Source organism: Pauljensenia sp. 20925_1_27 (assembly GCF_041432835.1).
Lineage (GTDB): Bacteria > Actinomycetota > Actinomycetes > Actinomycetales > Actinomycetaceae > Pauljensenia.
This window is the reverse complement of record NZ_JAPWAH010000014.1, coordinates 1-12,982: the sequence shown is the minus strand read 5'-3', so window position 1 is coordinate 12,982 and position 12,982 is coordinate 1. Positions and strand designations below refer to the sequence as shown.

Below are 12,982 nucleotides of genomic sequence, written 5' to 3'. Positions count from 1 at the left end.
TAGAAGGGGCCCGACGGAGGACCCTGTGGATTGAGCCAACGCTGGAGTAGACGCATGGTACGCGCGGCCTTTTTCGACCTGGATAAGACGATTCTCGACACGTCCTCAAACGTGGCGCTTTCGGGACCGTTCATCGAGGCCGGGCTCATGAACCGACGCACCGCGATCACCTCCGTCCTCGTGCAGCTGCCCTACCTGCTCACGGGGGCCGACGAGTCGCGCATGGAACAGATGGCGCAGGCGCTGGGGCGCATGGGACGCGGCTGGAACGCCGCATTCCTCGAGGCCACGGTCGAGGACGCGCTCGAACGCACGATCCAGCCCGTCTGCTACGCGCAGGCTCTCGCGCGCATCGAGCAGCACAAGCGCGCGGGCGACGTCGTCGTCATCGCGTCGGCCTCGGTCGAGCAGGTGGTGCGCCCGATCGCCCACATGCTGGGGGCGGATGAGGTCCTCGCCTCGCGGGCGGCCGTCGACGAGGACGGGTGTTTCACGGGCGAGATCACGCACTTTAACCAGGCGCAGGGCAAGGCGGACGCCTGCGAGACCCTGGCTCGCGCGCGCGGATGGGACCTGTCGGAATGTTCGGCTTACTCGGATTCGGTGTCGGACGCGCCGCTCCTGCGCCTCGTCGGCCACCCCTACGCGGTCAACCCGGACCGGGGCCTGCGCGAGATGGCGCAGCGCGAGGGCTGGCCCACGCTCACCTTCACGTCCACGGTGCGCGTGTTGCCGCGCGAGGTCCCAACCCCCGCGAAGGTCGCGCTTCCCTTCATTGCTGGCGTCGCCGTGGGTGCGGCGGCCTGCGCGCTCCTGCGCCGCTGACACGGCGCGCAGATCGGACGGATCGCGCGGATCGAGCAGATTTAGGAGAGCCGGCCCGCCTGCACGTGGCGGGCGACGTCGCGCCCCACCTGGGCTCCGTAGACGATCCCCGCGCAGTAGTGGGTGATCCACCTGGCCAGGCCGGCCTCATCGGCGCTCACCCACCCGGCGAGCTCCCGCCCCGCGCGCGCGGGATCCAGCGCGTCGTAGGCGCTGGGCACGCACACGCCGGTCGGGTCGACGCCGCGCGTGACGAGGATCCACCGCGCCAGGCCACTTCCCACGACAGACGAGGCCGGGTCAAAGACGCGCCGGAATCGGAAGTGGGCGGTGAGCGCGGCGGCGACGGCGAGGGCGGGGGCATCGTCACGCGCGTAGGCGAGGGCGGGTGCGAGCAGAGCGGGATCGGTGGGCAGGGCGACGGCGTTCGCCTGGGCGAGGCCGGAGGCCACGAGACCGGAGCAGGCATCCCTATGCAGCCCGGCGATCAGCGCCGGCAGGGGTGTCGGGGCGACGCGCGCACCGCCCTGGGAACGCGTGTTCAGGGCGGGGAAACGCGAGGCGAGGTTCCACTGCGAGCGCCAAATCCCCAGCGCGAGGGCTGCACCCGGATCCGATGCGGCACCGCCCTCGTCCCCCATGGACGCGGCGCGCACGTCGTCGACGCTCGTGCGGGCACCCTCGATGATGGACAGGGCGGCAGCCTCGCGGACTGCGGCCTCGGCGCGGGCCTCCTCCCAGCCTCGGCGCAGTCCCTCACTGAAACGCAGATCAGCGAGCGCGGCGTGCGCCTCGTTCATGGCCGAGGCGACGTCGGGACGAGCGGCGGCCGCCCGCAGCACGGCGGGCGCGGGGTCAACGAGGGCTTCGATACTCACCCCTCTACACTAGGGGCATGACGCTTTTGCAGCATCGAAACTTCTCCGCGCGCCTGCGCTCGGGGCTGTTCGCATTCGTTTTCGCGCCGGTCGCCCTGGTGTTCCTGGGGTCGTCGATGGTCGACGTGCAGGCGCTGGCCGCCGTCGGTCAGCCGCTCGCCTCGGTGGAGGGCCTCATCGGCATGGCGCTCGCGTCGCTGCTGCTCGCCCTCATCGCGCTCAACTGCGAGGAGTCGAGCGCGGGCATGGTCGTCACTTTCGTGTGGTCACTCGTCGTGGGGGTCGCGCAGTTCCTGGGCGTGGCGCGCCTGCCGCTACTCATGAAGTCGTCGGTGGGCCGCGAAGACATGCTCGCCGGCGTCCTGTGGTGCATGTACCCGGTGTGTCTGTCCCTCATACTCGGCGCGTGTGCGCTGACGATCAAGTCTGTGCGGGTGCGCGCGGGCAAGGACACGCGTATGCCTCTCGCGCGCGTGCACCGTCATGCGTTTGGCACGACGGTCGCGCTCCCGGCCGCGATCACCGCGGGCGTGCTGATGGTGGGGGCGGCGCCCTCGGATTCGACGAACGTCGCGGCGATGGGCCTGGAGGGAATCCTCGAGGGCCACACCCTCGCTCCGCTGTTCGCCCTCGGTTCGGGCCTGGCCTTCGCCGTTTTAGCGGTGAACGCCCGCTGGTCGATCACGGGTACGCAGATCGCGACGTGGGCGATTCTCGTGCTGCCGAGCTACGTGATCTTGCCGGTGTGGGCGTCGCTGACGGGCAACGTGATCGTTCCCGGTTCGTCGATCATCACGAAGTTTTCGCTCGCCGCTCCTCCCCTGGCGGCCCTGGGAATGGCGACGGGCTGCGCGTCGATGGGGGTTCTGTGGGCGCGGATGCGCGCGTTGAAGAACCTCGATGCGTCGCAGGCCGCATCGACGAATGAGGGGCCTGCCGAGGCCTAATGCGCGCAAGCGGTCTAACGGACCGTAATATGTGGGCAGATATAAGGAGGAAGCATGTCCGAGAACGAGTTTGACGTCCAGCGCGACCGCGCCGAGGAGGACCGCGAGAACGTGGTGCTCACCGGCGAGGAGATCGAGCTGCCGGGCGAAGATTCCGACGCGTCGGCGATCATCGGCGAGTCCAGTGAGCCCATCCACACGGGCGAGATCGAGTCGGTCGCAATCGGCGGCCTGACGGGACGCGTTCCGGCTGCTGCCCCGCTCAAGCCCACGATCGAGGACAAGATTTCCACGGGCGAGCTGCCCGTCGTTACCGCCCCCGAGGGCGACCTCCCGGTCGTGTCCACCACGGACGAGGCCGGCTCCGCCCCCGAGCAGGAGCAGGCCGAGCAGGAGCCCCCCGCCCAGGCTCCGGTCGCCGATGAGTCTGCCGAGGGCGACGCGCCGTCCGCAGAGGCGACCGATGAGCCCGAGACCACCGACGAGGCCCCCGCTGAGGAGGCCCCCGCTGAGGAGGCCCCCGCTGAGGACGCGACCGAGGAGCAGGCTCCCGCAGAGGACACCGCCTCCGACGAGCCCACCCCCGCCTCGTCGAACGAGGAGGGCGAGCAGCCCGAGGCCTCCGCGGACCAGGCGGAAGAAGCCGAGAATCCCTTTGCTTCCCTCCTCTCCTCCGCAGACGAGGACGCCGCAGACGAGGACGCCGCAGACGAGGCGACCGAGGACGTGACCGAGGATCCGGAGCCCGCGCTCGCCCCCGTGATGACGCCCGCGCAGGCTGCCGCAGCGCTAGGCCTGAACCTGGATGAGGCAGTCACGAAGGCCGAGGAGCCCGCTGATTCCGAGGAGTCTGCCAAGTCCGCGGAACCCACCGAGGCCGCCGACTCCAACGACGATTCCGGTGCCGATTCTGCGGATGGTTTCGCGCGCGAATCCACCGACGAGGCCAAGGACGCGGACCAGGCCGGGGAAACCACCTCGGCCGTCGGCGGTGCGGCGGCCGAGCACCCGCTCGCCTCGCGCCGATCGATGATCTTCGGTGACGACGAGGCGACGACCCCGTCGATCCCCGCACTCGCGCCCACTGAGCAGGCCGCCCCGGCCTCGTCGAACAAGACCGGCGAGCCTTCCGCCATGCTCGACCAGCCCGCCGAGGCGCCCACCCCCTTCACCGAGCCGACGGCGCAGCTGCCGACCCAGGAGGCTCGGGCCTCGTACTCCTTCGCGGACCAGGACGCCGCCGAGGAGGCGCGCCCGCGCCGCCGTTCCCTGCTGGGTGAAGGCAACGAGGACGCCGAGGCCGCGACCCTGGCCGCGATCGCGTCGACCGCCTCCCGCGGCGACAAGTCGGACTCCGGGCGACTGGACGACGAGCTCTTCTCCGCGGCTCCTCAGATCACGGAGATGCCCTCGCGGACGGGCGCGCACTGGCTCTCGTTCCTGCTGTTCCTCATTCTCACGCCGGTCGGCTGGTACCTGGCCGCCGACGCTGGCGCGCGCATGACGCTGGCTGACGCCGCGCCCATGTACACGGGTGTCGCCTCGATGCTGGCGCTCGGCGAGCTGCTGGGCTCGGTCATCATTGCTGCGATCCTGTTCGTGGTGGCGCGCCGCTCCTCGCTGGGCGCCTGGCTGATGGGCCTGGGCACCCTGATCGTTGGCCTGCCGTGGGTCATGGCCCCCGGTATCACGGCTACGTCGGCGCTGGCCGCACTGACCGCGCTGACAGGCACGGGTTCCCTGGGCGCAAACCTGACGCACCACCTGCAGGCCTCCGGCTACTCGGGCCGTTTCGTCCTGCTGGGCGTGGCGCTCCTGGGTCTGGCGTACGTGTCGCACGCGGCGCGCCGCACCGGCCGCGACGAGGAGGCCCTGCGTACCTCGATCGAGGCCACGAACCCGGCGGGCGCCTTCTACTCCAAGCGCGCACGCAAGAAGGCAGCAAAGGACGCGGCCCGCAAGTGAAGACTCTGATTCCCGCCAGCGCGATCGAGCTCGAGGGTCCCTGGACTCACCGGCACGTGAGCGCTGGCGGTGCCGCATTCCACGTCGCCGACATGGGCGAGGGCATGGACCACGCGCTCGTCCTTCTCCACGGTTTCCCCGAGCACTGGTGGGCATGGCGCGACGTTCTGCCCGCCCTCGCCGAGGCGACGTCGCGCGTGTTCGCCCTTGATTTACGAGGCTTTGGCACCTCCGACTTGACCCGCGGGGACTGCGACCTCACCCAGATGGCGAACGATGTCATCGCCGTCGTGCGCGCGCTCGGCATCGCGTCCTTCTCCGTGGCTGGCATGGGTATCGGGGGCACGGTCGCATGGATGATCGGCGCGCTCGCACCCCTGGAGCTTCGGTCGGTGGCCGTCCTGTCCGCCCCTCATCCGCTCGGCGTTCAGCCCGTGATCGGACGCGCGCCGTGGGCGGGTGGACGCGTGCTCCAGGGGCGCCTCGCGCTGCCGACAGGGCGCGAACGGGCCCTGCGTTCCGGCTCGCTCGTGACGACCGTCTACCGCGCGTGGGCCTCGCCGGGGAACGTGGATGGCCTCGTCTCCCAGTCAGGAACGTACCGGGCCGCGCTGCGTCGCCCCTTCGCTGCGCACACCGCGCTGCGGGGCCTCGGCGCCGCCCGCAAGATCTCGCGCGAGGAGCGCCGCATCCTCGCCGAGCCGCTGCGCGTGCCCGTTCTCTCGCTGGTCGGGCGCGATGATGGCGCCTGGTCGACGCTGGATCACGCGGCCGACGCCCAGTTCGTGGATGCGCCGCTCACGCAGATCGTCATTCGCGAGGCCGGCCACTTCCTCCCCGAGGAGTCTCCCCAGGCGGTGGCTGATGCTCTGTCAGAACACGCTTTAGCACACGCTAAATAGCGCATTTTTCATTAGACAGCTCACACAAATCGCGAAATGAAACGCGTTTCACCTGATAGATAGGGCATAATGGTGTGATGCGCGGTACCTCCTCGTGAGCGGTATTACGTATGGGAACCACTGCGCAGTCCAAATCGGAACGCCCGAGCAATCGGGCACGAGCGGAAGGAGCTCCGCACAATGATCGGTGACGGAAACTTCATCAGCCAGGTGCCGCTGTTCGGTGGCCTTGATGATGCACAGCAGGTGTCCCTCCAGCAGAAGATGGGTCATACCACCCTGCGTCGCGGAGAGACTCTCTTCGACGAAGGCGATCTCGGCGATCGCCTCTACATCGTGACCGAGGGCAAGGTAAAGCTCGGCCACACCTCCAGCGACGGCCGCGAGTCCCTGCTCGCAGTCCTGGGCCCCGGAGAGATCATCGGTGAGCTCACGCTCTTCGATCCGGGCCCGCGCTCGACCACTGCGACCGCCGTTTCCCCGGCATCCCTCCTCTACCTCGAGCACGAGGATCTCATGCACGTGCTCGACACCAACCCCACGCTGGCCAAGCACATGCTGCGCGCCCTCGCGCAGCGCCTGCGCCGCACCAACGAGTCCCTCTCGGATCTCGTATTCTCCGACGTTCCCGGCCGCGTTGCCAAGGCCCTCCTGGACCTTGCGGACCGCTTCGGCACCGCGACCGATAAGGGCGTCCACGTCCCCCACGACCTCACGCAGGAAGAGCTCGCCCAGCTGGTCGGTGCCTCCCGCGAGACCGTCAACAAGTCTCTGGCCGACTTCGTGTCGCGCGGCTGGATCCGTCTGGAAGGTCGCGCTGTGACCCTCCTCGACGTTGATCGCCTGGCGCGTCGCGCTCGCTGACCTCATCACGGCTTGGGCCCGGCACCACTGGTGCCGGGCCCAAGCTCTTTGCCCTCAATACAAACGAGGCCGCAGCCCGCGTGCGGTCAACGCACGCGCCAGCCACGGCCTCGTCGTATTCGATTATCTGCGCGCGGATACTGCGCGTCAGTTCTGAACGGCGGGAGCTTCCTCAATCGGACGCTTGAGGTAAGCCACCAGATTCTCCGAGCCCGTGGGGCCGGGGATCACCTGGACGAGTTCCCACCCGTCGGCGCCCCACTGGTCGAGGATTGCTTTCGTCGCGTGCGTGAGCAGCGGAATCGTGGAGTATTCCCATTTAGTCATGCTTCCATCCTACCTGCCATCTGCGGGCGAACAAAGGACAGAACCTTAGGGACGTGAGGACTGCGCAGCTCGCGCGCGAGGGGCTCGTCGGAGGTGCGCAGCCACTCCAACCAGTTTTCCGCGTGCGGATAGTGGCGCAAAATCGCGCGGCGCTCCCGCTCTGTCAGCCCGCCCCACACGCCGTAGTTGGCTTCGGACTCAAGCGCGTCGGCGAGGCATTCGAGGCGAACCTCGCACTCATAGCAGCGCATACGAACCTGACGCTGAGACGCACCCTGCACGAACAGCACGTCCGGTTCGATGGACGCGCAGAGTGCGCGAGCGACCCAGCTCTGGTCGTCGCCTTGCGTTGACATCGTGGAACTCCACTTCACTGTATTTCGAGCCCTTCCTGTGACCATACACACATACGATTGTGGGTGCAAACGCTGCGACCACGATCAAGGCCGTCAGGCGTGACTCATCAGGCAATTCTCACGCGTCGCCAAACGCCAGATGAGCACGCCGCCACGTAAGCTAGGAATATGTCGCACTCTCACTCTCGCGCTGTCCGTCCGGCCCAGCTGCTCGCGCTGCTGCTGGCGTTCCTGAGCGTGTCCGCGCTCATGGGCGTCGTCGGGGCAGGCATGCTTGTCCCCGTCGCCGGCCCCACCGCGCTCGTCGCGAAGTCGGTTCCGTCCGTCTTCAACGAGCTGCCCGGTGATCTGCAGACGGTGGCTCCCGCCGAGGAGTCCCAGCTGCTGGATTCGTCTGGTGCCGTGATCGCGCACTTCTACGACAAGCAGCGCATCGTTGTGCCCAGCGCCAACATCGCCGATGTCATGAAGAAAGCGATCGTGGCGATTGAGGACAAGCGCTTCTACGAGCACAACGGCGTTGACGCCACCGGCATTGCGCGTGCGCTGGTCTCCAACCTGGGCGACAGCGGACGCCAGGGCGCCTCCACGATCACCCAGCAGTATGTGCGTAACTCGCTGGCCGAGCGCGGCTACCTCGAGGGCGACGCGGATCAGGTGAGCGCGGCGACCGAGCAGACCACCGAGCGTAAGCTCCGTGAGATGAAGTACGCGCTGGCGCTGGAAAAGACCCAGTCCAAGGATGAGATCCTCACGGGCTACCTCAACATCGCGCCCTTCGGTCCGATCACCTACGGCGTAGAGGCCGCTTCGCAGCGCTACTTCTCCAAGTCGGCCTCGGAGCTGAACTACCTGGAGGCCGCGCTCCTCGCTGGCCTCGTTCAATCCCCCGTCCAGTACGATCCGCTGACCCACCCCGAGGCCGCCCAGGAACGCCGCGACACGGTCCTGGCCACGATGCTTGAGCAGGGTGTCATCACGCAGGAGGAGTACGACCAGGGCATCGCGACGAGCGTCGAGTCCATGCTGCATCCGACGGTATCCTCCGAGGGCTGCTCCGGTGCCCCGTCCGCGCAGGCCTACTTCTGCGACTATGTCCTGTCGCAGTTCCTGGAGGATTCGGCTTTCGGCTCCACGCGCAACGAGCGTGAGCGCCTGCTCAAGACGCAGGGCATCACCATTCGCACCACGCTGGACCCTGCGAAGCAGAGCGCAGCCTACGCGTCTCTCACGAACGCGATTCCCGTCGGCGACGCTTCCGGCCTGAACGACGCGATCGTCTCCCTGGATCCGCGCACCGGCAAGGTCCTGGCGATGGCCCAGAATACGACGTACGGCATCGAGAGCGGCCAGACGATGGCGAACTACTCGGCCGACGGCAACTTCCAGGTGGGTTCGACCTTCAAGGTGTTCACCCTCCTGGAGTGGTTCAAGGAAGGCCACTCGGCATACGAGACCGTAGGTTCGAACAACACGTTCTACCCCAACGGATCCTTCAAGTGTGATGGCCGCGCCATCACCACTGAGGGCTACCAGGTCAACGACCTCGCAGGCAAGACCGGCTCCATGAACGTCGTGCGCGCGACGGGCCTGTCCGTCAACCAGGCCTTCGTGAACATGGCGTCGCGTGTGGACTTCTGCTCCATCTTCCAAACCGCCTATGACATGGGCGTCACGGAGGACGGCGAGGTTCCTGCGCCCTTCCCGGCCAACATCCTTGGTTCCGTGTCGAGCTCCCCGCTGCAGATGGCGTCCGTGTTCGCGACGATCGCAAACTCCGGCCAGCAGTGCACGCCTCAGTCCATCGAGTCCGTGACCGACCGTAACGAGAACGTCCTCAAGGAGTTCTCAGCGGACTGCAAGGAGGTCATCTCCCCTGACGTCGCAAACAAGACGGCTGCGCTGCTGACGGCGTCGGCCGGCCAGTACTACACGTCGACGCGCCTGGGCGACGGCCGCCCCTTCGCCGCGAAGTCGGGTACCACCGACGGCCACGCGAACACGTGGCTGACGGGCTTCACGCCGTCGCTCGCGACGTCCACGTGGGTGGGTCACGGCGACAACTCCTCGCAGGAAGTGTCCGGCGTTGTCATCAACGGCGTCTACCACTCCGAGATCTTCGGTGAGACCTACGTCGGCCAGAACATCTGGGCTCCCTACATGACGCAGGCGCTGGCGGGCACCCCGGTGGAAGCCGTGTCGAACGCGAACATCGGCGCGACGACGCCTCAGCGCGGCGCGACTCCCACTCCCACACCGAGCGCGTCACCCACCAGCAATGACCACTAACATCGCGTCTACACTCGCAGGGGCCACGGCCTCGTCCGCTCGACGAGGCCGTGGCCTCCTGCGCACCGCGGGAGCGATCGTCGGCGGGCTGGGTCTCGCCGGCCTGGCTGCGGGTGGCGCGGCACTCGCGTGGGGTTCGGTCGAGCGTACGATGCCGGTGCTGCGCCGCTACGACGTCCCGATCAAGGGCAACGTTCCCGAGGTGACGATCCTCCAGATTGCGGACCTGCATCTGTTTGCCGGGCAGGAGTTTCTCCTGCGCTTCCTGTCCGACGTAGCAGCCTCGGAGCGTTTCGACATGGTCGTGGCGACCGGCGACAACTTCGGATCCGTGGATGCCCAGGACATGGTCATGGACGCGTACCGCCCATTCCTGTCCTATCCGGGCGCATTCGTGCTCGGGTCAAACGACTACTACTCGCCGATCCCGAAGCGCTGGAGCCGCTACCTGTCACGATCAAAGCCGCACCCCGCGAGGGTCGTTCCCGATCTTCCCTACCTGCCGATGGTGCGTCGCATGCGCCAGGCCGGCTGGGTCGACCTGTCGAACGCACCCGGCACACTCGACCTGCCCACGGGCACGGTTTCTCTGCTCGGCACGGATGACGCGCATATTTACCGCGATCGCCTGGGCGCCCCGGCCTCGTCGTGGGCGGCACCCGATGTCTTGCGCCTGGGGGTGACCCACGCGCCGTACACCCGTGTCGTCTCCGCGCTTACCTCGACGGGTGCTGATCTGATCCTCGCGGGTCATACGCACGGTGGCCAGATCGGTATTCCGGGGGTCGGCGCGATCATCACGAATTGCGATATTTCGCGCCCCTACGCGAAGGGTCTGAAGCGCTGGCAGGCACCGGACGGATCGGCTGCATGGCTGCACGTGTCCGCGGGCCTGGGTACCTCCCCCTACGCGAAGGTGCGTATCGCGACTCGCCCCGAGGCATCGCTTCTGCACGTGTTCCCGGCGTAGCCACATACGCATACCCGGCGTCACCACACACGTACACCCGGCGTCACCACATACGCATACCCAGCGTCGCGAGGGCATTCGCGCCGCGAGGAGTCTGCGCGAGGCAGTCGCCAACCAACCAGTCCAATGCGGCGTGGGACACACTTATGCCGCTTGCTTGATCTCCGTTTGGGAATATCGGCGAGGAAACGCTATACTCGAACGGCACCGGGGTGTGGCGCAGCTTGGTAGCGCGCTTCGTTCGGGACGAAGAGGCCGTGGGTTCAAATCCCGCCACCCCGACCGGTAATCGCCGGGACCGTTTGGTCCCGGCGGTTTTTTATCGCTCAGCCTTCCGTGGGCTCGCCGCCAGATTTGGGGTCACGCCCCATATCTCGGGCTGCCACAAGGCCTGCCTAATCTCCGACGCACGCCCCGCCCGCTCACCGTCCGCGCCGGGTTATAGGACAAAACGTGTTGGTTTTATGGTGACTTTTCGGCTTGTTGGTGCGGAAAAATCGGTATTGAAGTTGGTGGGAGCCAACTTGAAGGATGGACAAAACGTGTTGGTTTTGTAGCGACTTTTCGGCTTGCTGGTGCGGGAAAAGCCACATTGAAGTTGATTGTTTCATCGTGGGGGAATGAATACCCCCAAATGCCCGGCGTGCGGACGAGTGATGACCAGGTATGGACACTCAGCTTCAGGGGCGCAGCGATGGCGCTGCACCCCGTGCAATATCAGCCAGGTCAGCCGCATTAATTCCACGGCGAAGCATCTTGATGAGTTCTTGGCCTGGCTGCTGGGTGGGCGTCGTCAGGCGGATTTGCCTGGCGGGGGACGCTCGTTTCGTAGGCGCTGTGAGCCGTTGTGGCAGTTATGGCCGTTTAGCCCGATCGTCGATGAGGTTCATGAGGTCATCTTCGTTGACGGTATTCACCTGGGCCGAGGCGCCGTTGTTCTCATCGCTCAAACTCCCGATTCCGTGCTGGGTTGGTACGCGGCTAGGAGTGAGAATTCCCGTGCCTGGGAAGCGCTCATGAGCCGGATCGCGCCACCGGCCCTGGTTGTCACTGACGGGGGCAGCGGGTTCGCGAAAGCCTGCAAGAGAATCTGGCCGACCACGCGCGTGCAACGCTGCACCTTCCACGCGTATTGCCGTATCCGCCAAGCCACCACAACGCGCCCCAAACTGGAGGCCTCGCGTAGCTTGTATGCTCTGGGGCGCCAGCTCACGCACGTGCACGACAGTGAAGGCGCCCAGGAATGGATCGATGCCTACCAGGCCTGGTGCACGCGCTGGAAGGACTTCCTGGAGGAGAAAACACACAGGCCTGACGGAGGATGGGAATACACCCACGAGAGGCTTGTTCGGGCTCGTAACAGCCTCAACAAGCTCATCAGGCAAGGTCTGTTGTTCACGTACCTGGACCCCACCTGGGACCAGCCGATGCCCGCAACAACCAACCAGATCGAAAGCACGAACGCTCGCCTACGCCAGATGCTGCGCGACCACCGCGGCATGCGCCTGACCCGACGCATCAAAGCCGTGTTCTGGTGGTGCTACACCCACTCTGCGCACCCCCAGCCAGCAGCCCGCATCCTCGCCACCATGCCCACCGACACAGACCTCGAAAACGCCTGGCAACAAGCCGCGCAAAACCACCAAGCCACCGCCATCATCCCCGGCTGGGGCGACGCAATCTGCTTCAACGAACTCCACCACACCACCCCCTACCACAACACCTGGGACTAACCCCTCAACCAACACGTTTTGTCCTATAACCCCAGATCTCCGACCACCACGCGGCCTGCAGGCCCTGGTCTGCTTGCAGTTTGCATGCTAGGTGGGTGGGGTGCGTGGATGCGGATAGGTTGTGCACATCCGGATAGGTTATGCGCATGTGGATAGGTAATTAAGCTATCCGGATATTCGTTACCTATCCGGATCGTGATTACCTATCCGGATGTGCAGTGCCTCGAGGCAGCCCGCCTGATCTCCGGCCGCCGCGTAGCCTGCCCGCCCGCCGTCCGCGCCACGAGCTTCGCTCGGCGCGTCGACGCGTTGTCCGACCAGGCCCCGCAGGCCACGCGGCGGCCTCCGGGCGGGGGTGCGCGGCCCGCTCTGCCGTCCCACGGGCACAGCAGTTTCGCACGTAATTCCTCCGAGGATGTTTCAAATATTGAAATCGGATCGTTGAAATTACGCGGTTTTCGAGCTATCGCCGAATGAGGCCCGGAAGGAATTACGTGCGACTTTTCTGGGGGTAGACAGCGCGGGGTCCAGCGATTTCGCATGCAATTCCCCTGAGAATATTTCAAGTATTGAAATCGGATCGTTGAAATTACACGGTTTTTGAGCTTGCGTCGATTCGCACCGTCGGGGAATTGCATGCGAAATTTGTGGAGAAGCGTTCTTGGCGGCGCCTCGGGGAGAAGGCACCTCGGGGAGAAGCAGCCTTGGGGAGGCGACACCTTGCGCGGCCTATCCCCCCTCACCGGCCGCGCGAATTATGCACCGTGCGATCTCCAATCTGGTGCGATGGGGGTTTTGCACTACACGAAGCCCTCTGACGGCGTGTCGCCGGCGTGTCGCACCCCCGTGTAGTGCAAACCCCCCACACGGAACCCGCGTAGGGCGCCGCACCCGACGGTGAAGCTCGGGAAACAGACATAAATGAC

General features: G+C 66.3%; 11 protein-coding genes and 1 tRNA gene. 9 read left to right on the top strand and 3 right to left on the bottom strand.

The annotated features are described in order from the left end of the window. Window positions 1–54 precede the first annotated feature (54 nt). Complete coding sequence (locus O3684_RS07845) at window positions 55–825, top strand: HAD family hydrolase (protein ID WP_500066151.1); 771 nt, start codon at window positions 55–57, stop codon at window positions 823–825. Between the two features lie 41 nt (window positions 826–866). On the opposite strand, the gene O3684_RS07840 is transcribed toward O3684_RS07845, so the two are convergent. Next, window positions 867–1,703: a hypothetical protein gene (locus O3684_RS07840; protein ID WP_500066149.1), complete on the bottom strand. Its 837-nt coding sequence runs from the start codon at window positions 1,701–1,703 to the stop codon at window positions 867–869. A gap of 17 nt (window positions 1,704–1,720) precedes the next feature. On the opposite strand from O3684_RS07840, the gene O3684_RS07835 reads away from it, so the two are divergent. The 4 genes from O3684_RS07835 (at window position 1,721) to O3684_RS07820 (ending at window position 6,381) form a co-directional block, all read left to right on the top strand. Then, a complete protein-coding gene (locus tag O3684_RS07835) occupies window positions 1,721–2,650 on the top strand; it encodes a hypothetical protein (RefSeq protein WP_500066147.1) in 930 nt (309 codons plus the stop codon). A 54-nt stretch (window positions 2,651–2,704) separates the two neighbouring features. Further along, window positions 2,705–4,615: a hypothetical protein gene (locus O3684_RS07830; RefSeq protein ID WP_500066145.1), complete on the top strand. Its 1,911-nt coding sequence runs from the start codon at window positions 2,705–2,707 to the stop codon at window positions 4,613–4,615. Continuing rightward, the gene (locus O3684_RS07825; RefSeq protein WP_500066144.1) at window positions 4,612–5,517 is read left to right on the top strand and encodes an alpha/beta fold hydrolase; all 906 of its coding nucleotides are present in this window, start codon (window positions 4,612–4,614) and stop codon (window positions 5,515–5,517) included. Before O3684_RS07830 ends, O3684_RS07825 begins: the two co-directional genes overlap by 4 nt. 180 nt (window positions 5,518–5,697) lie before the next feature. Next, complete coding sequence (locus O3684_RS07820; RefSeq protein WP_003791132.1) at window positions 5,698–6,381, top strand: Crp/Fnr family transcriptional regulator; 684 nt, start codon at window positions 5,698–5,700, stop codon at window positions 6,379–6,381. Between the two features lie 147 nt (window positions 6,382–6,528). Here the strand turns inward: O3684_RS07820 and sp36 are convergent, their stop codons facing one another. Further along, the gene (gene sp36, locus O3684_RS07815) at window positions 6,529–6,708 is read right to left on the bottom strand and encodes a Sp36 family protein (protein ID WP_003791133.1); all 180 of its coding nucleotides are present in this window, start codon (window positions 6,706–6,708) and stop codon (window positions 6,529–6,531) included. After that, window positions 6,705–7,064, bottom strand: a complete 360-nt coding sequence (locus O3684_RS07810; protein ID WP_500066142.1) for a WhiB family transcriptional regulator — start codon at window positions 7,062–7,064, stop codon at window positions 6,705–6,707. The genes sp36 and O3684_RS07810 overlap by 4 nt, the downstream gene beginning before the upstream one ends. A gap of 168 nt (window positions 7,065–7,232) precedes the next feature. Here O3684_RS07810 and O3684_RS07805 point away from each other — a divergent pair, with 168 nt between their 5' ends. From O3684_RS07805 to O3684_RS07790, 4 genes are all read left to right on the top strand, one after another. After that, a complete protein-coding gene (locus tag O3684_RS07805) occupies window positions 7,233–9,353 on the top strand; it encodes a transglycosylase domain-containing protein (protein WP_500066140.1) in 2,121 nt (706 codons plus the stop codon). Beyond that, complete coding sequence (locus tag O3684_RS07800; protein WP_500066138.1) at window positions 9,343–10,323, top strand: metallophosphoesterase; 981 nt, start codon at window positions 9,343–9,345, stop codon at window positions 10,321–10,323. Before O3684_RS07805 ends, O3684_RS07800 begins: the two co-directional genes overlap by 11 nt. Window positions 10,324–10,531: 208 nt before the next feature. Further along, window positions 10,532–10,605 (top strand) — tRNA-Pro (locus tag O3684_RS07795). Between the two features lie 338 nt (window positions 10,606–10,943). Beyond that, window positions 10,944–12,056 (top strand): IS1249 family transposase, encoded by a 1,113-nt coding sequence (locus O3684_RS07790; RefSeq protein WP_500066136.1) that lies wholly within the window; start codon window positions 10,944–10,946, stop codon window positions 12,054–12,056. Window positions 12,057–12,982: the final 926 nt, after the last annotated feature.

Excerpts from the sequence above, each read along its gene's own strand:
- O3684_RS07790 (WP_500066136.1), top strand. The coding sequence starts at position 10,944 with ATGAATACCCCCAAATGCCCGGCGTGCGGACGAGTGATGACCAGGTAT.
- O3684_RS07810 (WP_500066142.1), bottom strand. The coding sequence starts at position 7,064 with ATGTCAACGCAAGGCGACGACCAGAGCTGGGTCGCTCGCGCACTCTGC.
- O3684_RS07845 (WP_500066151.1), top strand. The coding sequence starts at position 55 with ATGGTACGCGCGGCCTTTTTCGACCTGGATAAGACGATTCTCGACACG.
- O3684_RS07830 (WP_500066145.1), top strand. The coding sequence starts at position 2,705 with ATGTCCGAGAACGAGTTTGACGTCCAGCGCGACCGCGCCGAGGAGGAC.
- sp36 (WP_003791133.1), bottom strand. The coding sequence starts at position 6,708 with ATGACTAAATGGGAATACTCCACGATTCCGCTGCTCACGCACGCGACG.
- O3684_RS07820 (WP_003791132.1), top strand. The coding sequence starts at position 5,698 with ATGATCGGTGACGGAAACTTCATCAGCCAGGTGCCGCTGTTCGGTGGC.
- O3684_RS07800 (WP_500066138.1), top strand. The coding sequence starts at position 9,343 with ATGACCACTAACATCGCGTCTACACTCGCAGGGGCCACGGCCTCGTCC.
- O3684_RS07805 (WP_500066140.1), top strand. The coding sequence starts at position 7,233 with ATGTCGCACTCTCACTCTCGCGCTGTCCGTCCGGCCCAGCTGCTCGCG.
- O3684_RS07835 (WP_500066147.1), top strand. The coding sequence starts at position 1,721 with ATGACGCTTTTGCAGCATCGAAACTTCTCCGCGCGCCTGCGCTCGGGG.